This window comes from Borborobacter arsenicus (assembly GCF_003934165.1).
Lineage (GTDB): Bacteria > Pseudomonadota > Alphaproteobacteria > Rhizobiales > Rhizobiaceae > Pseudaminobacter > Pseudaminobacter arsenicus.
The window spans coordinates 22281-43777 of the sequence record NZ_RKST01000018.1 but is presented as its reverse complement, the minus strand read 5'-3'; the positions used below and the strand labels follow the sequence as shown (position 1 = coordinate 43777).

Genomic DNA, 21497 nt, shown 5'->3' with positions numbered 1-21497 from the left:
GATGCGGGATATTTCCAGCGATCTTCCGGTCAGGTTCGAAGGCGTGTCGCTACGTGCCGGCACCACCACGATCCTGGATCGCCTGAACTTCTCGATTCCCCCCGGCACACCGACATTGATTGTCGGGCCGAACGGGTCCGGCAAGACCTCCCTGCTCCGGCTGTGCATGGGGCTTTCCACACCCTCGGAAGGCAGGATCACCTGGGGCGGGCGCAATGCGCTCGGTCCGGGACGGCTCGCCATGCTGTTCCAGCGTCCGGTCATGCTGCGCCGCTCGGTCGCCGATAACGTCATCTATGGCCTCGCCAAGGCCGGGCTGCCGCGCAAATTGCGCGTGGCTCGCATGGAGGAAGCGCTTGCCCGCGTCGGCCTTTTGGAGCTCGCCTCGCGTCCGGCCAGGCGGCTTTCGGGTGGGGAACAGCAGCGTGTCGCGCTTGCTCGTGCATTGGCGCGCGAACCTGAATTGCTGCTGCTTGACGAGCCGACCGCCAATCTGGACCCGGCAGCCACCCGTGCCGTCGAGGAAATCATCCTCATGGCCGCACAGTCCGGCATCAAGATCGTCATGGCCTCGCATGATCTGGGTCAGGTGCGCAGGCTGGCGGGGGAAGTGATGTTTCTCGTTCGCGGGCGCCTGTGCGAGCGCGCCAGTGCTGCCGATTTCTTCGATCATCCGTCAACCGGCGAGGCCGCTTCATTCGTCCGTGGCGACCTCGTCATCTAAATCAGGGAGTTTCTCTTGTTAAACCGTCGTCTGTTTTCCGCTTTTGCGGCAGTTGCACTGATGGCTTTCGGCAGCACTGCTGCCGTTGCCCAGGACAAGTCCATTGTCGTCGCCTCCACCACCTCGACACAGGATTCCGGCCTGTTCGATCACATCCTGCCGCTGTTCAAGGACAAGACCGGCATCGAGGTGAAGGTGATTGCGCAAGGCACCGGCCAGGCGCTCGATACCGCACGGCGTGGAGATGCCGACGTCGTTTTCGTCCATGCCAAGGCGCAGGAGGAGAAATTCATCGAAGAGGGCTTCGGCGTGAAGCGCTATGAGGTGATGTATAACGACTTCGTGCTGATCGGCCCCAAGAGCGATCCCGCTGGCATCAAGGGCACCAGCGACATCACCGCCGCTTTCGAGGCCATCCGCGCCAAGCAGGCTCTGTTCGTCTCGCGTGGAGACAAGTCCGGCACTCATAGCGCCGAACTCAAGCTCTGGAAGGAGGCTGGCATCGATATCGATGCTGCGAAGGGCGAATGGTATCGCGATATCGGCCAGGGCATGGGGGCGGCCCTGAACACCGCCGGCGCCATGAATGCCTATGTGCTTTCCGATCGTGGCACCTGGCTGTCCTTCAAGAACCGTGGCGATCTCGAGATTGTGGTTGAACGCGACAAGCGGCTGTTCAACCAATATGGCGTCATGCTGGTCAATCCGGAGAAATTTCCGACCGTAAAGGCTGAATTCGGCCAGAGCTTCATCGACTGGCTGGTGTCGCCGGAAGGCCAGGGAGCAATCGCCGAATACAAGATCGACGGCCAGCAACTGTTCTTCCCCAACGCCAGCCGCGATCCGTCCTGACACATGGATTTCCGGCAGCGCGTCACCGTGCTGCCGGACCCATTCTACTTCGCATGGTCGAGTAAAATGCCGCGCAAGGCACAGTAAATGGCGGTCACTGGCCGCATTCCAAACTGGTTGTGGATAGGCTAAGGGATCAAATCTGACCGTCCACGCTGGATCTCCTTAAAAATGACCGTTTACTCCAAGCCGCCGCTATCTCCCCTGTTCCTGGGGATCGATACCGGGGGCACCTACACCGATGCCGTACTCTGGTCGGAGGCGGGCGGTGTGGCCGCCAAGGCCAAGGCGTTGACGACGCGTCACGATTTGGCAATCGGCATTTCCGGCGCGGTCGACGGGGTGCTGGAGAAAGCGCAGGTCAACCCGGCAGAGATCAAGCTGACTTCGATGTCCACCACGCTTGCCACCAACGCGCTGGTGGAAGGGCAGGGCGGGCGTGTGGCGCTGATCATGATCGGGTTTTCGCCCGACGACCTTGCCCGTGACGGTCTAAAAGCGGCACTGGGCCTCGACCCTGTGGTTTTCTGTGCTGGTGGGCATGACGTCCACGGCAATGAACAGGAACTGGACTTGCATACGCTTACAGCGGCACTGCCCGAACTGGAAAAGACGGTTTCGGGCTTTGCCGTGTGTGCTTACTTCGCCACCCGCAACCCCGCACATGAGATTGCCGCGCGCGATCTGATCCGTGAAAAGACCGGATTGCCGGTCACCACCAGCCATGAATTGTCCGCGAAGCTAGGCGGTCCGCGCCGTGCGCTGACGACACTGCTCAATGCGCGGCTGATCTCAATGATTGACCGGCTGGTGGCGGCCACCGAGGGTTTCCTGGAAAAGCGGGGTATAGAAGCGCCGCTGATGGTGGTGCGCGGCGATGGCGCGCTGGTCTCGGCCTCCTTCGCGCGGGCCCGGCCGATCGAGACAATCCTGTCAGGCCCAGCTGCCAGCCTCGTCGGTGCGCGGCACCTGACTGGTTTGGAGAACGCCATCGTCTCCGACATCGGCGGCACCACCACCGATGTTGCCGTGCTGGAGAAGGGGCGGCCCCGTCTTGATCCAGAAGGCGCAACGGTCGGCGGGTTCCGCACCATGGTCGAGGCGGTCGCCATGCACACATTCGGCCTTGGCGGCGACTCCGAGGTCAAGCTGGCCGTCGGTGGGTTGGAAGCGAAGATCCTGCTTGGCCCCCGCCGGCTGGTGCCGCTGGCGCTTGGAGGCCTTGTGCATGGTCACGCGGTTACAAGGCATTTGGAACGGCAGTTGCTGGCCTCCACCCCCGGTCGTCTGGACGGGCGGTTTGCAGTGCGCACCGGTGTGCCGGAGCGGTTGGCAGCCGGGCTTTCCGGGCCCGAGGCTCGGCTTTATGCCGCGATCGGCGAGGTGCCGCTGCCCTTGGACACGCTGCTCGCTTCCAATTCTCAGAATGCCACCCTCAACCATCTGGTCTCGCGCGGTCTCGTCCACATTTGCGGCTTCACGCCCTCGGATGCGGCGCACACTCTTGGCAAGCAGTCGAATTGGGACGCTGCCGCAGCGCGAATGGGAGCCGAATTGTTTGCACGCAAGCGCGACGGGCTCGGCAAGATCATTGCCTCTTCGGCTGACGCCTTTGCAGAGGCGGTGCTTAGGGCGTTGACCCTTCGGTCGGCCGAAGCTGTTTTCGAAACCGCCTTTGCCGAGGACGGCCTGGACGGGGCGGCGACCGTCGCTCATGCGCTCGTCCAGCGCGCGATCTACAAGGGCGATGGCATTGCCCGGCTTTCCGTGGCGCTTGACCGCCCGGTGATCGGCCTCGGCGCTTCCGCGCCGCTCCACTATGCGGGGTTGCCGCCATTGGTCGGCAATGAATGCATCGTGCCGGAAGACACCGATGTCGCCAATGCGCTTGGCGCCGTGGTGGGTCAGGTGAGAGTTTCGGTGGAAGCAAATGTCAGCCAGCCCGAGGAAGGACTTTTCCGCGTCAGTTCTGGTGATTCCATCAAGGATTTCGACAATGAGGAGCAGGCGGTCGCGGTCGCCGAAGCCGATGTGCGCGAAATTGCCGCCGCGCGCGCCAGGGAAGCGGGGACCGATACAGCCGAAATCGAGGTCGTTCGCGAGTTCCGCACCTCCGTGATCCAGGATCGGCGAATGTTTGTCGAAGCGCAGATCACCGCCATTGCTACCGGGCGCCCGCGCATCGCCGTTTGAACCGGACGCATCACTGATCGTTGAAGCTGACGTCGGGTCAGATGATGCGCAGGGTGAATTGACCCTGGGGGCCCGGCGTGTCAAAGGCCGCAGCAATATTGTCACCAGGCCGGCTTTTGGGAGAAGATTATGAGCGATAGAATCGAAGTGTCGGGTTTGCGGATTGCCCGGGAGCTTTTCGATTTTGTTGGCAAAGAAGCCTTGCCGGGCACAGGTGTGGATGCCACCGCTTTCTGGGCGGGTTTTGCCGCCATCGTTCAGGACCTCGCCCCGAAGAACCGGGCCCTTCTGGAAAAGCGCGCAGGACTCCAGAAAAAGCTCGATCACTGGTATCAGCAAAACGGCGCCCCTTCCGACATGGGAGCCTATCGCCAGTTTCTGACCGAAATCGGCTATCTCGTTCCCGAGGGACCCGCCTTCCAGGTATCGACCGAAAATGTCGATCCCGAGATCGCTTCCGTGGCCGGGCCGCAGGTCGTCGTGCCAGTGATGAACGCACGCTATGCGCTGAACGCGGCCAATGCCCGCTGGGGTTCGCTCTATGACGCGCTTTACGGCACCGACGCCATCTCCGACGAAGGCGGTGCGGAAAAGGGCAAGGGCTACAATCCCAAGCGGGGCGAAAAGGTGATTGCCTGGGGCCGCAACCTGCTTGACGAGTCCGCTCCGCTGAAGTCCGGATCGTGGACGGATGCCGGCGTGCTTTCGATCAAGGACGGACAGCTTGCCGTGGGGTCGACCGGGCTAGGCGATCCGGCACAATTCGTCGGCTATCGCGGCGATGCCGCCTCGCCCTCGGCAGTGCTGCTGCGCAAGAACGGCCTGCATATTGAGATCGTGATCGACCGCAATCACATGATCGGCAAGACCGATGCGGCGGGCATTGCCGATCTCATTGTCGAATCGGCACTGACGACCATTCAGGATTGCGAGGATTCGGTTGCGGCAGTCGATGCCGAAGACAAGGTTGTTGCCTATCGCAACTGGCTCGGCTTGATGAAGGGCGATCTTGCCGAGGAGATCACCAAGGATGGCAAGACCTTCACCCGCCGCCTCAACCCGGACCGGATCTATACCGCGCCGGATGGCGGCGAGCTCGTTCTGTCCGGCCGATCGCTGATGCTGGTGCGCAATGTCGGTCACCTGATGACCAATCCGGCCATCCTCCTGCCTGATGGCAATGAAGTGCCGGAAGGCCTTATGGATGCGATGGTCACCTCGTTGATCGCGCTGCACGATGTCGGCGCAAACGGCCGGCACGCGAATTCACGCCTGGGCTCGGTCTATATCGTCAAGCCGAAGATGCACGGCCCGGCTGAAGTTGCCTTCTCCGTCGAACTCTTCGACCGGGTCGAAGCGGTGCTCGGCATGAAGAAGAACACGCTCAAGATGGGCATCATGGACGAGGAGCGCCGCACGACGGTCAATCTCAAGGAATGCATCCGCGCGGCAAGCGAGCGTGTGGCCTTCATCAATACCGGCTTCCTCGACCGCACCGGCGACGAGATCCACACCTCGATGGAAGCCGGGCCGATGATCCGCAAGGGCGACATGAAGCAGGCTGCGTGGATTGCCGCCTATGAGAATTGGAACGTCGATACCGGGCTGGAATGCGGCCTTTCCGGCCATGCGCAGATCGGCAAGGGCATGTGGGCCATGCCCGACATGATGGCGGCGATGCTGGAGCAGAAGATCGTGCATCCGAAGGCGGGCGCCAACACCGCCTGGGTGCCTTCGCCGACTGCCGCGACGTTGCATGCGACCCACTACCATCAGGTGGACGTCCATGCCGTTCAGGCAGCAATCCGCAACCGTCCGAAGGCAAAACTTGACGACCTTTTGACCGTGCCGGTTGCCGTGCGCCCTAACTGGACGCCGCAGGACATCCAGCACGAGTTGGACAACAACGCGCAGGGCATCCTCGGTTATGTGGTGCGCTGGGTCGATCAGGGCGTCGGCTGCTCGAAAGTGCCGGACATCAACGATGTCGGACTGATGGAAGACCGCGCCACGCTTCGTATCTCATCGCAGCACATTGCCAACTGGCTGCATCATGGCGTGGCCAGCCGTGATAAGGTGATGGAGACGATGAAGCGCATGGCCGCGATCGTCGACCGACAGAATGCGGCCGATCCGCTCTATCGCTCGATGGCGCCGGATTTCGACAATTCCATCGCCTTCCAGGCGGCATGCGATCTGGTCTTCAAGGGCCGCGAGCAGCCAAGCGGCTACACCGAGCCTCTGCTCCATCAGCGCCGCTTGGAACTGAAGGCAAAGCTGGCCGGCTGAAGGCATACGCATGAAGCTCCTCGTCATCGACTGTTCCGCTAGGCTTTGTGCAGCCTGTGTGCACGATGCCGAGGCGGACCGGGAGCTTGGCCGCGCCGTGCTCGACCTCGGCAAGGGACATGCCGAGCATCTGGCAGGCGTGGTCGGGGATGCGATGCGGGCGGCTGGCGTGGAGTTCTCCGATCTAGGAGCCGTTGCCGTCTCGGTGGGCCCCGGTTCCTTTACCGGAGTACGGGTCGGCGTGTCGGCAGCACGCGGCTACGCACTGGCGCTTGGCATTTCAGCCATCGGCATAACCACGCTCGAAGCCCTCGCTGCCGAGACGCGCCAACTTTCGGGGCTGGGCAACGTTCTTGCAGCATTGGATGGCGGACGTGGCGAGATTCAGGCGGCTGTCTATGACCAGGCCGGCGCCCCCCTGTTTCAGCCCGCCGTGATCGATTTGGAACAGGCCGTGGTGTTAGCACGGCAGTTTTCCGCGTCGCTGGCCGGCACGGCAGCAGAACTGATTGCCGCTGAACTGCAGAACCCGGACCTTGCTATCGGGCCTCTGGCGGCAACCGCCGATATCGGCTTCTATGCGAGACTGGCGGCCAAAAAGCAGCCGGCTGAAAAGCCGCGACCGCTTTATCTGCGCGAGCCGGATGCCAAGCCGCAGGCGGGGTTCATCCTGCCGCGGAGCACGCGGGAGGACAGGTGATGCGTATACCCTTCTTCCAGCCGCGGGTTCGCGACTATGTGCTCGAACCTTTGACTGTGGCCGACAGCGCCGCGGTTGCGGTGCTGCATCGCGAGGATTTCGTTAGGCCGTGGACCGGCGGAGAGTTCGCCGATCTTTTGACGCAGGACACGGTATTCGGCTATGCCGCGCGTGAGGTCGGGCAGCGCGGTGCGGCACCCGTCGGCTTCGTGCTGGCGCGGCTTGCCGCCGACGAGGGCGAAATCCTGACGGTCGCCGTCGCCCGCTCGCATCGGCGCCGGGGCATTGGCTGGCTGCTCATGGATGCGGTGCTGCGGCAACTGCATGCCGATCGCGCCCAGTCGCTGTTTCTGGAGGTCGATGAAACCAATGCGCCTGCCATCGCGCTCTATCGGCGGCTGGGTTTTCATGAGGTCGGACAAAGGCCCGCTTATTATTCCGGCAGTGCCGGCCGCACGGGTGCGCTGGTCATGCGGCGCGATCTTCGCTAGACCATGATGCCGAAAAGTGTGAAGCGGTTTTCGGACGACATCATGGTCTATCTGATTGATTTCGCCGCATGTATGCGACGCCAAGTGAGTCTACTTGGCTGCAACATGCTCTAGCGCGATCATGCAGCAGCGGGGCACTGTATGATCGGCTGGATGCGCATTGGTCTGGGAGTGCTGTCGGTCGCAGCCGGTTCGGCGGTCCTGGCACCGCTGCAGGCTCTCGCTTTGAAGGCCCGATTTACCAATGAATTCCTGCTTCCACGCGCCTGGCATCGGTTGATCCTGCGGGCTTTGGGCATGCGGGTGAGTATTCACGGCGCAATGTCCAGCCAGCGTCCGCTGCTGCTGGCCTCCAATCATATTTCCTGGACCGACGTCATGGTCCTCGGCTCGTCCAACGATCTCGCCTTCATCGCCAAATCGGAAATGGCGGGATGGCCGGTCCTGGGCAGTCTGGCGCGGCTGCAGCGCACGATCTTCATCGAGCGCGAGCGGCGGCGAAAATCCGGAGAGCAGGCAAGCGAGATTGCTGCCCGGCTGGCTGCAGGCGACGCGATGGTGCTGTTTGCCGAAGGCACGACAAGCGATGGCAATCTGCTCTTGCCATTCAAGAGCACGCTGTTCGGTGCGGCGAGCATCGCGATTGCCGAGGGCGGTATCGAGAAGGTGTTCATCCAGCCCGTGGCCATTGCCTATACGCGGCTGCATGGCCTGCCCATGGGCAGGCAGCACCGCACAGTGGCAGCCTGGATAGGCGATATGGACCTCGTGCCGCATATAGGCAGGCTGCTTGCCGAAGGCGCCGTCGATGTCGAGGTGCATTTCGGCGAGCCGCTGGAATTTCATGCTGGCTCCAGCCGCAAGGAAGTGGCGCGGCGAGCGGAAGAGCAGGTCTACGCCATGATGCAGAAAGCCCTGCGCGGCGGCTGCTCAGGGAACTGATCAAGAATCCGGCTGTTTTTCACGGTTGAAAAGGGCTAGAAGCCGCCTCATGAAGCTCGACAATTTATTGACGGATGAAAGCGCGACGGCATTGGCGGAAGATCCTGGTGCCGTGAGCAGTGCTGCCCGCAAGGTCTATGTCAAGACCTATGGCTGCCAGATGAATGTCTACGACTCCCAGCGCATGACCGATGCGCTGGCGGCCGACGGCTATGTCGCCACCGACGTCATCGAGGATGCCGATGTCGTGCTCCTCAACACCTGCCATATCCGCGAGAAGGCCGCCGAAAAGGTCTATTCCGAGCTTGGGCGCATCCGCGACATGAAGCAGGAGCGCGCCGAAGCCGGACGCGAATTGATGATTGGCGTTACCGGCTGCGTGGCGCAGGCCGAAGGCCGCGAGATCATCCGTCGTGCGCCGGCGGTCGATCTCGTCGTCGGCCCACAGACCTATCACCGCCTGCCGGAGGCGCTGCGCAAGGCGCGCGGCGGCAGCAAGGTCGTCGAGACCGACTATGCGCTGGAGGACAAGTTCGACCATCTGCCGCAGCCGCGCCGGGCCGATGTGATCAGCCGCGGGGTCACCGCCTTTCTGACAGTGCAGGAAGGCTGCGACAAGTTCTGCACCTTCTGCGTGGTGCCCTATACACGCGGCTCGGAGGTTTCCCGGCCAGTCGCCCAGATCGTTGCCGAGGCCGAGCGGCTGGCCGAGGCGGGCGTGCGCGAGGTGACGCTGCTTGGGCAGAACGTCAATGCCTGGCATGGCGTCGGACCCGATGGCAGCGAGTGGGGCCTGGGCCGGCTGCTCTTCCGTCTGGCAGAAATCCCGGGACTGGCACGCTTGCGCTACACGACCAGCCATCCGCGCGACATGGATGACGAGTTGATTGCCGCTCATCGTGATCTCAAGGCGCTGATGCCCTATCTGCACCTGCCCGTCCAATCAGGTTCGGACCGCATCCTGAAGGCGATGAACCGGAAGCATACGGCCGATGATTACCTCAGGCTGATTGACCGTATCAGGAACGCGCGCCCGGATATCGCCATGTCGGGCGATTTCATCGTCGGTTTTCCTGGCGAGACGGAAGCGGATTTCGATGCGACCGTGAAGTTGGTCGAACATGTTGGCTATGCTCAGGCATTCTCCTTCAAATATTCGCCGCGGCCCGGAACGCCGGGCGCGGAGATGAAGAACCAGGTCGAGGAAGCGGCCAAGGACGAGCGGTTGCAGCGGCTGCAGGCCCTGCTTATGGACCAGCAAGCGACGTTCGCGACGGGCCTTGTCGGCAGTATCATCGAGGCGCTGATCGAAAAGCCCGGCCGGCAGGCCGGTCAGATCGTCGGCCGTTCACCCTGGTTGCAGCCGGTTATTCTTGATGAAAAGGCTGGAAAAATCGGCGACATTGTCCAAGTACGAATCATGAGAACAGGCCATTCAAGCCTGTTCGCCGAATTGGCCTGACAGAGTCGGCCGGCGAGGAGAAACGTTTGAACGCCAAGACGGACCTAAAGAACGTGCCCTCCGGGGCCTCGGACATGGCGCATATCGTTTTGACCTTCGACAACAACAAGCTGGCCAGCGCGCTCTACGGCCAGTTCGACCAGAATCTGGCGCGGCTGGAGCAGAAGCTCGGCGTCGAAATTGTTTCGCGAGGCAACCAGCTTACCATCAAGGGGGATCCGACCGCCGCCGAACAGGCACGGCGGGCGCTGGATCATCTCTATGGGATATTACAGAAGGGCGTCGATATCGCCCAATCGGATGTGGACGGAGCGGTCAGGATGGCAATTGCCGCCGACGATCAGCTCACCCTGCCGACGCTGGAGCGCAAGGGCAAGATGGCGGCAGCCCAGATCGCCACGCGCAAGCGCACCATCTATGCCCGCTCGCTAAACCAGGATGCCTATATGCGTGCGCTGGAGCGCGCGGAACTGGTGTTCGGTATCGGACCTGCCGGTACCGGCAAAACCTATCTGGCGGTGGCGCACGCAGCCATGCTGCTCGAGCGCGGCATGATCGAGCGTATCATCCTGTCGCGGCCGGCGGTCGAGGCCGGCGAGCGGCTGGGCTTCCTGCCGGGTGATATGAAAGAGAAGGTCGATCCCTATCTGCGGCCGCTTTACGATGCGCTCTACGACATGATGCCGGCCGACAAGGTCGAGCGCGCAATTGCCGCCGAAGTCATTGAAATCGCGCCGCTGGCCTTCATGCGCGGCCGCACGCTGTCGCATGCCGCGGTTATCCTGGACGAGGCGCAGAACACCACATCCATGCAGATGAAGATGTTTCTGACGCGTCTTGGCGAAAACTCCCGGATGATCGTCACCGGCGACCCGACGCAAATCGATCTGCCGCCCAATACCAAGTCCGGGTTGGTGGAGGCGCTGCGGATTCTGGATGGCGTGCCGGGTGTTGTCACCGTGCGTTTCAACGATGCAGATGTCGTACGTCATCCGCTGGTTGCCGAAATCGTGCGTGCCTATGACCGCGACGGCAAGATGGCGCGCGGTCTCGGTGTGACCGAAGACTGATCTGCCTGAACTCGCCATGACCTATCCTGCGGATCATCCTGTCGAGCCATTTGCCGTCGAGATCGACGTGACGGTCGAGGCCGATGGCTGGCCGATTGACGCCGAGCTTGAAAGCCTTGCCCGCGGGGCGGTGGAAAGTGCCTTGGCTGAAGCGGGCGGGCCGTCAGGCCATAGCGAATTGAGCCTGGTCTTTTCGGATGATGCGGCCGTCCAGGCGCTGAACGCCGAGTGGCGCGGCAAGGACAAGCCGACCAATGTCCTGTCCTTCCCGGCATTCCCGTATCTGCGCGGAGCAGCGCTTCCGCCGATGCTTGGCGATGTCGTGCTGGCCTTTGAAACCGTCCAGCGCGAGGCGGAACTGGAACAAAAGCTGCTCGAACATCATATTAGTCATCTCGTCATTCACGGTTTTCTGCACCTCTTGGGCTATGACCATGAGAACGACGAGGAAGCGGAAGAGATGGAAGCGGTAGAACGCCGGGCATTGGCAAGGCTTGCCATTCCCGATCCCTACGCGTAACAGGAAGTGGCAACCAACCGGACGAAGATGAACGACATCCCAGATACTGCCGCCAAAACCGATGCCGGCAGCGGCCAGACGGCCAAAGACACCGCCGAAGACGAGTCTAGTCACAGTCCGGCGAGCAATGCGACGCCGGAAACCTCACCGGAACGGTACTCGTTCTTCCATAGGCTTGCCGGCCTGTTCCGGCATCGCAACGGATCCAATCTTCGCGACGATCTGACGGACGCGCTGGCCGAAAGCGCGACCGGCGAAGAGTCATTCTCGCCCGGCGAAAGGGCGATGCTGAACAATATTCTGCGGTTGCGCGAAGTCCGCGTCGAGGATGTCATGATCCCGCGCGCCGATGTCGAGGCCGTCGAGATCACCACGACGCTTGGCGATCTGATGGTGGTGTTCGAGCAGTCCGGCCATTCACGCATGCCTGTCTACGCCGAGACGCTCGATGATCCGCGCGGCATGGTCCATATTCGCGACGTGCTTGCCCATATCACCCGCTTTGCCCAGCCAAAAAAGAACGGCCGGCGCACAAAAAAGCCGGCGAATGGCGCGGTCAACCTCGATCTTTCCCATGTCGATCTGACCCGGTCGATAGGCGACCTCAACCTGATCCGCACGGTGCTCTTCGTCCCGCCGTCCATGCTGGCTTCGGACCTGATGGCGCGCATGCAGGCATCGCGCACGCAGATGGCCCTGGTCATCGATGAATATGGCGGCACCGATGGTCTGGTTTCGCTGGAAGATATCGTTGAAATGGTTGTCGGCGATATCGAGGACGAGCATGACGACGACGAGCCCTTGATCACCAAGGCGGCAGACGGTGTTTTCGTGGTCGACGCCAAGGCCGAGATCGACGATGTCGCCAAGATGATCGGCGACGATTTCGCGGCCGGCGAACATGGCGAATATGTCGATACGATCGGTGGCATGATCTTCAACACCCTCGGTCGCGTGCCGGCACGCGGCGAGGTGGTCCAGGCAATACCCGGCTTCGAGTTCCACGTGCTGGATGCCGATCCGCGCCGGGTCAAGCGCGTGCGCATCGTGCAAAGCCAGAAAGGCGAGCGCCGCCGTCGTGTTGCGCGTGCCGAGCAGGCATAGAATAACGCGCAAAGAACATCGGTTTGGAGCTGTCTGCCGGTCCTGCTAAACCGTTCGAGATGATTCTTAGCGCTGCCGCCATGCTGCTTGCGCACGCTAGTGCATGATCCCGAAAAGTTGCAGACTTTTCGGACAAGATCATGCATCAAGAACAAGGGCTTAGAGCGAGAGGGCGATTCAAGGAAAAGTCAGCTCGCTCTAGGTGACGGAGCTTTCGGTTTTTTGCGTGTTCCGCCCAGCCGGTGCGCTGAGGGGATGCGCCGGGGAGCGCGCATGGAGCGCCTTGCAGGGCGGATAATTTTGTTATGGGGCTGGCGCCGGGCGCTGGCAGCGTTTCTGGCCGGGGCACTGGCTGTCCTGGGCCAGGCGCCATATGATTTCTTTGCCGCGTGCTTCGTTTCCTTCTCCGTCCTCGTTTGGTTGCTTGACGGCGCGACGGAGGGGTCGCGGAAGCGATTGCTCGGCCGCCTCCTGCCGGCTTTCAGCATCGGCTGGTGGTTCGGCTTCGGTTACTTTTTGGCAGGCTTGTGGTGGATCGGCGGCGCCGTCCTGGTCGAGGCCGAGAGTTTCGCCTGGGCGCTGCCGCTGGCCGTTCTCGGCATCCCGCTGTTACTGGCCTTCTTTTACGGCTTTGCCTGCATGGTGGCTCGCCTGCTTTGGAGCGATACGATCGGTCGCATAGCCGCACTAGCCTTCGGTTTCGGGCTGGCTGAATGGCTGCGCATGTTCTTGTTCACCGGCTTTCCCTGGAACGCCATCGGCTATGCGGCAATGCCGATACCGCTTTTGATGCAAAGCGTTGGCGTCACCGGCATGATCGGCATGAATGCGCTTGCCGTCTTCGTCTTTGCCATGCCGGCGCTTGTGGCAACCCGGCGACATGCCGTGGCTGGCCTGGCTCTGGCCGCCCTGCTGGTCGCTGCCCATGTCGTTTATGGCTATTTCCGGCTCGCAACGCCCCTGGTGCCCGACGGGAGGACGCTTTCGGTGCGGATTGTTCAGCCTTCCATCGATTTGACGGAGAAGTGGGACGCAGAAGCGCGAGACCGGATTTTCCGCACAATGCTCGACCTGTCCCGCCAGCCTGTCGCTGCCGGCAAACCGAAGCCGCAAGTGATCCTATGGCCGGAAACGTCGGTGCCGTTCTTTTTCACCGATCGACCCGATGCACTGGTCGCGCTTGGCGAGATGCTGGAGCCGGGCCAGATGCTCGTTGCGGGAGCAATGCGCGAGGAGGGGGCCAGCACCGCTGCAAGCCAGCCGCGCTACTATAATTCAGTCGTAGCAATCAACGATGCCGGCGAAATCATCGACGCCGTGGACAAGGTCCATCTGGTTCCGTTTGGCGAATATATTCCGTTTTCGGATATTTTTTCTCGTCTTGGTCTTGAGCAGTTGGTGGCCGGGCCGATGAATCTGTCGCCCGGCATCGAGCGCCATGCCATCGCCGTCGCGTCAGGAATCCGGGCACTTCCTTTCATATGTTATGAAATTATATTTCCTGACATTGTTGCAGTTGACGTAGCGTCATCAGACATTATTGTGAATGTAACGAACGACGCGTGGTTCGGTGACACACCGGGCCCATACCAGCATTTCCGGCAGGCGCAATTGCGCGCGGTTGAAACGGGGTTTCCATTGGTACGGGCCGCCAATACGGGTATTTCAGCGGTGGTGGACCTGCGCGGCCGGATTGTCGATGCACTTTCGATCGATGCCAGCGGCGTGATCGATGCAGTGATTCCGTTTTATGAAGCGAGCCGGCCCGCAGGTGGGCCAACGCGCACCAGTGGATTGTTAATCTTGTTTTTCTTTGGAGCCATAGGCATCGGAATGCGGATGGGACAACGCTTTCGGTCGAATTGACAGTTGACATATTGGAAATTCATATTGTGCCCAACCGGGCGGGCTTCGAGACGTTCGGACAACGTCGCTCAAGAAATCGAATAATTGTACAATAAGCCGATGAGACGCGGCGAGGGAACTGATGGTCGACAAGGAAAACAAGAAGAAGCCGAACCCGACGGACGTGTATGTCGGCAGCAGAATCCGATTGCGCCGAAATATGCTTGGAATGAGCCAGGAGAGTCTCGGCGAGCAGCTGGGGATTACGTTCCAACAGATACAGAAATACGAAAAAGGCACCAATAGGGTCGGTGCGAGCCGTTTGCAGGCGATCTCGTCGATCCTGAATGTTCCGGTGTCCTTTTTCTTCGAGGACCAGCCCAACCAGCCGGACGCTTCCAAGGGGTTCGCAGAGGATGCTTCAGGGGCCTTCTCGCTGGATTTTGTCGGCAGTGCCGAAGGCCTGCAGCTGAACCGTGCCTTCGTCAAGATTTCCGACCCCAAGGTGCGGCGAAAGATTATCGATCTGGTGAAGGCGCTGGGCTCCGACGAGGAATGAACCCAGGGATTAGGCGCTTATACCAAAAAGCGACCTATCCATGAAAAATGCCAACTTGACGACATCCGGCCGGGTCCGATAACACCTATCGTGCCAGGACGACGGCGTGTTGCCGATCGTTTTTTCAAGAGGGGACACCCGTGACGCGGCAAAACTATCTATTCACTTCGGAATCCGTCTCCGAAGGCCATCCCGACAAGGTCTGTGACCGTATTTCCGACGAGATCGTCGATCTCGTCTACCGTGAAGCCAGAAAGGCAGGCATGGACCCGTGGAAGGTTCGTGTCGCTTGCGAAACACTGGCAACGACCAACCGCGTTATCATCGCGGGCGAGGTGCGTGTTCCCGACACGCTCCTGAAAAAGGACAAGGCCGGCAATATTGTTCACGACGCTTCCGGGCATCCGGTCGTCAATCCGGCGAAGTTCAAATCCGTTGCGCGCAAGGCCATCCGCGCGATCGGTTATGAGCAGGCCGGATTTCACTGGAAGACCGCCAAGATCGACGTTCTCCTGCACGGGCAGTCGCCCGATATCGGCCAGGGCGTCGATAATGCCTCCGACCGCCAGGGCGAGGAGGGTGCCGGCGACCAGGGGATCATGTTCGGCTATGCCTGCCGCGAGACCCCCGATCTGATGCCGGCGCCGATCTACTATAGTCACAAGATACTGGAGGTTCTTGCCACTGCCCGCCATGAGGGCGTGGGCGAAGTCGCCAAGCTGGGTCCTGATGCCAAAAGCCAGGTCACGGTACGTTATGTCGACGGCAAGCCGGCCGAGGTCACCCAGATCGTGCTGTCGACGCAGCACCTCGACCCGAACTGGGATTCCAGGAAGGTCCGCTCCGTCGTTGAGCCTTATATCGTTCAGGCCTTGGGCGACCTGAAAATTGCCGCGAACTGCAACTGGTACGTCAATCCGACCGGAAAGTTTGTCGTTGGCGGACCGGATGGCGATACCGGTATTACCGGTCGCAAGATCATCGTGGATACCTATGGCGGCGCAGCCCCTCATGGTGGCGGCGCGTTTTCCGGCAAGGACACGACCAAAGTCGATCGCTCGGCCACCTACGCGGCACGCTATCTGGCCAAGAACGTGGTCGCTGCCAAGCTGGCGGATCGTTGCACGATACAGCTTTCCTATGCCATCGGCGTCGCCCAGCCGCTATCGATCTATGTCGATCTGCACGGCACCGGAACGGTAGACGCCGCGGTTCTGGAAGAGGCACTGCGCAAGGTCATGGACCTGTCGCCCTCGGGCATCCGCCGTCACCTCGACCTCAACAAGCCGATCTATGCCAAGACGACCGCTTATGGCCATTTCGGGCGCAAGCCCGGCCGTGACGGCTCCTTCTCTTGGGAGAAGACTGACCTCGTCAAGGCCATCAAGGATGCGATCCTCGACGTGGCGATCAAGGACGAGGCGGCCTGATCCACCGTCCGGATGATGTCATGAATGCCGAAAATCGGCCCAGCCGCTCGACCGAAGCGTTTTTTGGTCGGCGGCATGGAAAGACCATACGCCCACAGCAGGCGGCGGCTCTGGAACTCGGCCTGGCCAGTTATCGGCTGGACCTGACGTCACCAGCGCCGGCGGATTTGCGCGAATTGTTTTCCTCGGCAGTTTCCACCGTGCGGCTGGAAATAGGCTTTGGCGGCGGCGAGCATCTGCACCACATTGCTTCCAGCCAACCGCAGGCCGGTTTCATTGGCATAGAGCCCTTCGTCAACGGCATGGCTCGTCTGATGACGACGCTCGCCCAAGAGCCGCTCGCCAATCTGCGCGTCTATGATGACGACGCCACCCGCGTGCTGGATTGGCTTCCGGATGGCTGCCTCTCAGGCATCGACCTTCTTTATCCCGACCCCTGGCCGAAGAAGAAACATTGGAAGCGGCGCTTTGTGAGCAAGGCCAATCTCGACCGTTTTGCGCGCGTGATGGCCAAGGGCGCACAGTTCCGCTTTGCCTCTGATATCGACACCTATGTGAATTGGACCCTGCTGCTTTGTGGGAAACATCAGGCGTTCGAATGGCAGGCCGATGAGGCGGCGGACTGGCATCGTCCCTATGGCGGCTGGGTCCGCACCCGTTATGAAGCAAAGGCGGTGCGCGAGGGACGCCAGCCGGCCTATCTGACATTTCTCCGGCGCTGATTCCCGCCCGACCGAAAGAGTGCGCCTCCTAGAGAGATGTGCCGAAGTGAGATCCGGTCTTAGAAAAATCCGGTGCTCAAACAAGGAGATAGGTCACCATGATGCATGCAGGGCGATCCAGCGAAACAGTATCTTGCGGGTGGGTTATCGAACTGCCAAGATAAGATAACGATCCAGGTCGCGATGAAGATGGCCGGATCAAGGCTTTGGGGAGGACTTCGACCTGTTCCTGCCGTTTCGCACTGTCGAAGATGCTCGATATCAGCAACAGCGGGAACATCGACAATCAAAATCCACGAGCGGTTGGTTTCCTCGCGTGCGGCATTTGCCCAGTGCGCGAACAATCCGGGAAGCCGCAACCGGGTCGAGGATTGCATTGAAACAAGAAACGAAGCGATCAACTGACCGCTTCGCCCGCCATTGAGAGTTCGGCTTCCTTCGGGAAGCTGAACGACAACCAAGGAGGTAGCACAGTGAAGCATTTCGTATTCGCGACGATACTTGGGGGGCTGCTTGCCCTTCCGGCGCAAGCCGCCGACTACAAGATCATGGCGCCGGCGGCGCCCGGTGGCGGTTGGGACCAGACCGCCCGGACGATGCAGACTGCGCTTCAGGACGAGAAGGTTTCTTCCAGTGTCCAAGTGGTCAACGTTCCGGGTGCCGGCGGCACCATCGGGCTTGCCCAGTTCGTCAATCAGGCAAAGGGCGATCCCTCGCAACTGATCGTCGGCGGCTATGTCATGGTGGGTGCCATCCTGACCAATGCCTCGCCGGTCACGCTTGACCAGGTAACGCCGATCGCGCGCCTCACCGGCGAATATGAAGCCTTGGTCGTTCCGGCGGCCTCCGACATCAAGGACATGGCGGGCCTGGTCGAGAAGCTGAAGGCCGATCCGGGCGCTGTCTCATGGGGTGGCGGTTCGGCTGGCGGTACCGATCACATCACTGCCGGCCTTATCGCCAAGGCGGTTGGCGTCGATCCGACCAAGGTCAACTACATTGCCTTTTCCGGTGGTGGCGAAGCCCTTGCCGCAATCCTTGGCGGGCAGGTTACGGTCGGCATCTCCGGTTATGGCGAATTCGAATCGCAGATAAAGGCCGGCCAGTTGCGCATCATCGGCATCTCCAGCGATGAAAGGCTCGAGGGCATCGATGCGCCGACCTTCAAGGAAGGTGGCGTCGATGTGTCGATTCAGAACTGGCGCATGGTGGCTGCAGCACCTGGTATAACCGACGAGCAGAAAGCCGCGATCACCGCCGACATCGACAAGATGGTGACTTCCAAAACCTGGCAGGACGCGCTTGCCACCAAGGGATGGGCCAACACATACCTGGCAGGTGACGAGTTCAAGGCTCAATTGTCCAAGGATATAGAATCTACCTCGGCTATCTTGAAAGACATCGGCCTCGTCAAATGATCGACAAGGATCCTGGTGCACGGCGTCGCCCCGATCGGGCGGCGCTGGTCATTGCCGCCGCTCTGGCGGGAATGGGCGTGCTCATCGCGTGGAGTACCCATTCGATGGGAGGAGCCGGAAGCTATTCCCGCATAGGGCCGACCGCATTTCCCTATGCCATAGCGGCTGTCTTCCTGATTCTCGCCGTCTGGACGGTGTTCGCGGCGTTGCGCAACGATTTTCCCGAGCGCGAGCCGCAGAAATTCGGGCCTGTCATCTGGATCGTCGGCGGATTGGCGGCGCAGATGCTGCTTCTCAACATCGTCGGTTTTTCCATCGCCACCGGCCTGCTGTTTGCCGCGACCGCGCGTGGCTTCGGACGCGGCCCGCTCTGGCTAACCATTCCGATCGGGATCGTGCTGTCTTTCGCCGTCTGGTTCGTCTTTTCCAAGGGCCTCCAGCTCACTTTACCGGCCGGCCCGCTCGAACGCTTGATTTAACAGGCTCTGGCACATGGATACATTTGCCCTTCTGGCTCAAGGCTTCCTGGTGGCGCTGGAGCCGATCAATCTGCTCTATGCGCTGATCGGCGTCACGCTCGGCACGGCAGTCGGCGTCCTGCCGGGCATCGGGCCCGCTTTGACCGTGGCGCTGCTGCTGCCGGTCACTTACAAGCTCGATCCGGCCGGCTCGCTGATCATGTTCGCGGGTATCTATTATGGCGGTATGTATGGCGGCTCGACGACCTCTATCTTGCTCAACACGCCGGGCGAAAGCGCATCGATCGTCACCGCGCTGGAAGGCAACAAGATGGCCCGCAAGGGCAGGGGCGGACCCGCTTTGGCGACGGCAGCCATAGGCTCTTTCGTTGCGGGCCTCATTGCCACGATCGGACTGGCGCTGATCGCGCCCTGGATCGTCAAATTCGCCCTGTCTTTCGGGCCTGCCGAATATTTTGCCCTGATGGTGCTGGCCTTCATGACGGTTTCGGCAGCCTTTGGCGATTCATCTCTACGGGGCCTGACGGCTTTGTTCATCGGTCTTGCCTTGGGATTGATCGGCATCGATTTGCAGACGGGGCAGGCTCGCCTGGCTTTCGGCATCCCTGACCTTCTCGACGGCATTGAGGTGACGACGCTGGCGGTTGCCCTGTTTGCCATTGGCGAAACTCTGAGCATCGCGGCAACGCCGTCGAGCGGCGACGAACGTATTGAACCGGTCAAAGGCTCAGTGTGGATGAGCCGGGAAGATTGGTCACGCTCCTGGAAGCCCTGGCTGCGGGGCACTGCAATCGGCTTCCCGATCGGCGCCATGCCGGCAGGTGGCGCCGAGATCGGCACTTTCCTTTCCTACTCAGTGGAAAAGCAACTTACCAAAAAGCCGGAGGAATTCGGCCAGGGGGCGATTGAGGGTGTTGCCGGACCGGAGGCAGCAAACAACGCCTCGGCAGCTGGAACGCTGGTGCCTCTGCTGACGCTCGGCCTGCCGACGACGGCCACGGCGGCGATCATGCTGGCCGGTTTCCAGCAATTCGGGCTTCAGCCCGGGCCGCTGCTTTTCACCAGCAATCCGCAACTGGTCTGGGGCCTGATTGCAAGCCTGCTGGTCGCCAATCTGATGCTTGTGGTGCTGAACCTGCCGCTGATCGGCCTGTGGGTCAGGCTTTTGTCTATCCCCCGGCACTGGCTTTACGCCGGCATCCTGGTTTTTGCGACCCTGGGAACAATTGGCGCCAATCCCTCCGCCGTTGAGCTTGGCATATTGCTGGCGTTCGGCCTGCTGGGCTATCTGCTGCGCCGCTTCGACTATCCGATCGCGCCAGTCGTGGTCGGGCTTATTCTGGGGCCGCTTGCCGAACAGCAACTACGCCGGGCATTGGCCATTAGCCAGGGCGACCTAACGGTGCTGGTGCATTCGCCGATCTCGATCATCTTGCTGACCTTGGCTGCCGCGGCAGTGATCGTGCCGCTGGTGATGCGCGCACGCGGGCAAGGCAAGATCCTGTCGCAACTTGCTGGCGACGAGGATTGATCGGGGCTTCGGATAGGCTGGGCGAGCTACAAGCCCGCCCGGCGTGTGGGGAGCGGTGCTTATTGCCGTTTTATAGGGGCGCCATAAAGGCCGCCCGGCGCAAACGCCTCTCTTAGGTAATCGGCGAATTTCCGAGCCGCAGGCCGCATCGTATGCCTTCGAAGGCTGAGGCTCATGACATGGACCGGCGGCAGTGTTTCGCGGATCGGCAGGACCGCGATCCGCGTTCCATCATAGCCGAACGTCGTCCCCGGCACGGCGTTGTGGATGGTGTAGCCATGACCATGCCCGACCAGCCCACGAATGAGCTCATAGGAATGTGAGCGATAGACAATGCGCGGCTCGATCTTGCAGGCGAGGAACAGGTTGAAAAAATATTCGCGCGAATGCGGCAGGTCCAAAAGGATGAAGGGTTCGTTGGCGAGTTCCGAAAGGCTGACGTGAGGGCGATCGGCGAGCGGGTGCTGGGCTGAGACCAGGACGTAAGGTGGCAGCTCCGCCAACAGCTCTCCGGCCACTTCCTCCGTCAATGCATAGGCGTAGGAAAGCGCCATTTCAAAGCGGCCGGAAACGAGGCCATCTAGTATTTCTTTCTGATTGCCCTCTTCCAGATTGACCATGATGCCCGGCGTGCGCTGCGAAAACTCGGCGAGCAATCCCGGCATGAAGCGCGTGGCCAGCGTGACGAAACTGCCGACGGTGATCCCGCCCGACAGGCCGTCGCCCAATGCAAGAGCGTTGCGGCCGAATTCCCGAGCATGATTGAGCAACAGCCGTGCCTCGCCGACCAGACGGCGCCCTGCCACGGTCAAGGTCATGCCGCGAGCATGATGACGAATGAAAATCTGTGCGCCCAGCTCGGCCTCCATATGTGCGATCGCACTGGAGACGGAAGGCTGGGATACATTCAGCAGTCGGGCTGCCTCGGTCACGCTGCCGGTGTCGGCAGTGGTGACGATGTAGTCCAGTGTGCGGAATGAAAGGTGCATAGGTTCAATCTATCTTGTTGCCGGTTTAAAAGTATTTTTCTTTATACGCGGGCTGTGTTCAAGTCTTCAAAGAAAGAAAAATCATGAGGTAACCGTCAGGAGGGGACGGAAACCTTGATTGCCGTGGGGACGGCAATTCGCACAGCGCCAGGTGAGGACATGGGGCAGCGACCGACC

19 protein-coding genes are annotated in these 21497 nt (G+C 61.0%); 18 read left to right on the top strand and 1 reads right to left on the bottom strand.

Annotated elements, in window-relative coordinates; translation table 11 throughout:
* Position 1 precedes the first annotated feature (1 nt).
* The 18 genes from EET67_RS19040 (at position 2) to EET67_RS18955 (ending at position 20331) form a co-directional block, all read left to right on the top strand.
* Positions 2-724 (top strand): ABC transporter ATP-binding protein, encoded by a 723-nt coding sequence (locus EET67_RS19040; RefSeq protein WP_128627796.1) that lies wholly within the window; start codon positions 2-4, stop codon positions 722-724.
* A gap of 60 nt (positions 725-784) precedes the next feature.
* Positions 785-1576, top strand: coding sequence for an ABC transporter substrate-binding protein (locus tag EET67_RS19035; RefSeq protein ID WP_165899969.1), 792 nt, complete (start codon positions 785-787; stop codon positions 1574-1576).
* 171 nt (positions 1577-1747) lie between these two features.
* Positions 1748-3769: a hydantoinase/oxoprolinase N-terminal domain-containing protein gene (locus tag EET67_RS19030; protein ID WP_128627794.1), complete on the top strand. Its 2022-nt coding sequence runs from the start codon at positions 1748-1750 to the stop codon at positions 3767-3769.
* Positions 3770-3898: 129 nt separating this feature from the next.
* Entirely contained in the window at positions 3899-6058 is a 2160-nt protein-coding gene (locus EET67_RS19025) for a malate synthase G (protein WP_128627793.1), read from the top strand.
* A gap of 10 nt (positions 6059-6068) precedes the next feature.
* On the top strand, positions 6069-6758 hold the full coding sequence (gene tsaB, locus EET67_RS19020) for a tRNA (adenosine(37)-N6)-threonylcarbamoyltransferase complex dimerization subunit type 1 TsaB (protein ID WP_128627792.1): 690 nt from the start codon (positions 6069-6071) through the stop codon (positions 6756-6758).
* Positions 6758-7249, top strand: a complete 492-nt coding sequence (locus EET67_RS19015; protein ID WP_128627791.1) for a GNAT family N-acetyltransferase — start codon at positions 6758-6760, stop codon at positions 7247-7249. Before tsaB ends, EET67_RS19015 begins: the two co-directional genes overlap by 1 nt.
* Positions 7250-7390: 141 nt before the next feature.
* Positions 7391-8191 carry a lyso-ornithine lipid O-acyltransferase gene (gene olsA / locus EET67_RS19010; RefSeq protein WP_128627790.1) on the top strand — a complete coding sequence of 267 codons (801 nt, stop codon included), beginning with the start codon at positions 7391-7393 and terminating at the stop codon, positions 8189-8191.
* Between the two features lie 49 nt (positions 8192-8240).
* The gene (miaB, locus tag EET67_RS19005; RefSeq protein ID WP_128627789.1) at positions 8241-9653 is read left to right on the top strand and encodes a tRNA (N6-isopentenyl adenosine(37)-C2)-methylthiotransferase MiaB; all 1413 of its coding nucleotides are present in this window, start codon (positions 8241-8243) and stop codon (positions 9651-9653) included.
* Between the two features lie 74 nt (positions 9654-9727).
* The gene (locus tag EET67_RS19000) at positions 9728-10723 is read left to right on the top strand and encodes a PhoH family protein (RefSeq protein WP_128627866.1); all 996 of its coding nucleotides are present in this window, start codon (positions 9728-9730) and stop codon (positions 10721-10723) included.
* 16 nt (positions 10724-10739) lie between these two features.
* Positions 10740-11243 (top strand): rRNA maturation RNase YbeY, encoded by a 504-nt coding sequence (gene ybeY / locus EET67_RS18995; protein ID WP_128627788.1) that lies wholly within the window; start codon positions 10740-10742, stop codon positions 11241-11243.
* Positions 11244-11270: 27 nt separating this feature from the next.
* Complete coding sequence (locus tag EET67_RS18990; protein ID WP_128627787.1) at positions 11271-12347, top strand: hemolysin family protein; 1077 nt, start codon at positions 11271-11273, stop codon at positions 12345-12347.
* Positions 12348-12620: 273 nt separating this feature from the next.
* Positions 12621-14213, top strand: a complete 1593-nt coding sequence (gene lnt / locus EET67_RS18985) for an apolipoprotein N-acyltransferase (protein ID WP_128627786.1) — start codon at positions 12621-12623, stop codon at positions 14211-14213.
* A 121-nt stretch (positions 14214-14334) separates the two neighbouring features.
* Complete coding sequence (locus EET67_RS18980; RefSeq protein WP_128627785.1) at positions 14335-14751, top strand: helix-turn-helix domain-containing protein; 417 nt, start codon at positions 14335-14337, stop codon at positions 14749-14751.
* A 140-nt stretch (positions 14752-14891) separates the two neighbouring features.
* Positions 14892-16181: a methionine adenosyltransferase gene (gene metK / locus EET67_RS18975; protein ID WP_128627784.1), complete on the top strand. Its 1290-nt coding sequence runs from the start codon at positions 14892-14894 to the stop codon at positions 16179-16181.
* Positions 16182-16201: 20 nt separating this feature from the next.
* Entirely contained in the window at positions 16202-16903 is a 702-nt protein-coding gene (gene trmB / locus EET67_RS18970; protein ID WP_128627783.1) for a tRNA (guanine(46)-N(7))-methyltransferase TrmB, read from the top strand.
* A gap of 473 nt (positions 16904-17376) precedes the next feature.
* On the top strand, positions 17377-18321 hold the full coding sequence (locus tag EET67_RS18965) for a Bug family tripartite tricarboxylate transporter substrate binding protein (protein ID WP_128627782.1): 945 nt from the start codon (positions 17377-17379) through the stop codon (positions 18319-18321).
* Positions 18318-18800, top strand: coding sequence for a tripartite tricarboxylate transporter TctB family protein (locus EET67_RS18960; protein ID WP_128627781.1), 483 nt, complete (start codon positions 18318-18320; stop codon positions 18798-18800). The genes EET67_RS18965 and EET67_RS18960 overlap by 4 nt, the downstream gene beginning before the upstream one ends.
* A gap of 13 nt (positions 18801-18813) precedes the next feature.
* Positions 18814-20331, top strand: a complete 1518-nt coding sequence (locus tag EET67_RS18955; protein WP_128627780.1) for a tripartite tricarboxylate transporter permease — start codon at positions 18814-18816, stop codon at positions 20329-20331.
* Positions 20332-20390: 59 nt separating this feature from the next.
* On the opposite strand, the gene EET67_RS18950 is transcribed toward EET67_RS18955, so the two are convergent.
* Entirely contained in the window at positions 20391-21320 is a 930-nt protein-coding gene (locus EET67_RS18950) for a LysR family transcriptional regulator (RefSeq protein WP_128627779.1), read from the bottom strand.
* Positions 21321-21497: the final 177 nt, after the last annotated feature.

Excerpts from the sequence above, each read along its gene's own strand:
- EET67_RS19040 (WP_128627796.1), top strand. The coding sequence starts at position 2 with ATGCGGGATATTTCCAGCGATCTTCCGGTCAGGTTCGAAGGCGTGTCG.
- EET67_RS19035 (WP_165899969.1), top strand. The coding sequence starts at position 785 with ATGGCTTTCGGCAGCACTGCTGCCGTTGCCCAGGACAAGTCCATTGTC.
- EET67_RS19030 (WP_128627794.1), top strand. The coding sequence starts at position 1,748 with ATGACCGTTTACTCCAAGCCGCCGCTATCTCCCCTGTTCCTGGGGATC.
- EET67_RS19025 (WP_128627793.1), top strand. The coding sequence starts at position 3,899 with ATGAGCGATAGAATCGAAGTGTCGGGTTTGCGGATTGCCCGGGAGCTT.
- tsaB (WP_128627792.1), top strand. The coding sequence starts at position 6,069 with ATGAAGCTCCTCGTCATCGACTGTTCCGCTAGGCTTTGTGCAGCCTGT.
- EET67_RS19015 (WP_128627791.1), top strand. The coding sequence starts at position 6,758 with ATGCGTATACCCTTCTTCCAGCCGCGGGTTCGCGACTATGTGCTCGAA.
- olsA (WP_128627790.1), top strand. The coding sequence starts at position 7,391 with ATGATCGGCTGGATGCGCATTGGTCTGGGAGTGCTGTCGGTCGCAGCC.
- miaB (WP_128627789.1), top strand. The coding sequence starts at position 8,241 with ATGAAGCTCGACAATTTATTGACGGATGAAAGCGCGACGGCATTGGCG.
- EET67_RS19000 (WP_128627866.1), top strand. The coding sequence starts at position 9,728 with ATGGCGCATATCGTTTTGACCTTCGACAACAACAAGCTGGCCAGCGCG.
- ybeY (WP_128627788.1), top strand. The coding sequence starts at position 10,740 with ATGACCTATCCTGCGGATCATCCTGTCGAGCCATTTGCCGTCGAGATC.
- EET67_RS18990 (WP_128627787.1), top strand. The coding sequence starts at position 11,271 with ATGAACGACATCCCAGATACTGCCGCCAAAACCGATGCCGGCAGCGGC.
- lnt (WP_128627786.1), top strand. The coding sequence starts at position 12,621 with ATGGAGCGCCTTGCAGGGCGGATAATTTTGTTATGGGGCTGGCGCCGG.
- EET67_RS18980 (WP_128627785.1), top strand. The coding sequence starts at position 14,335 with ATGGTCGACAAGGAAAACAAGAAGAAGCCGAACCCGACGGACGTGTAT.
- trmB (WP_128627783.1), top strand. The coding sequence starts at position 16,202 with ATGAATGCCGAAAATCGGCCCAGCCGCTCGACCGAAGCGTTTTTTGGT.
- EET67_RS18960 (WP_128627781.1), top strand. The coding sequence starts at position 18,318 with ATGATCGACAAGGATCCTGGTGCACGGCGTCGCCCCGATCGGGCGGCG.
- EET67_RS18955 (WP_128627780.1), top strand. The coding sequence starts at position 18,814 with ATGGATACATTTGCCCTTCTGGCTCAAGGCTTCCTGGTGGCGCTGGAG.
- EET67_RS18950 (WP_128627779.1), bottom strand. The coding sequence starts at position 21,320 with ATGCACCTTTCATTCCGCACACTGGACTACATCGTCACCACTGCCGAC.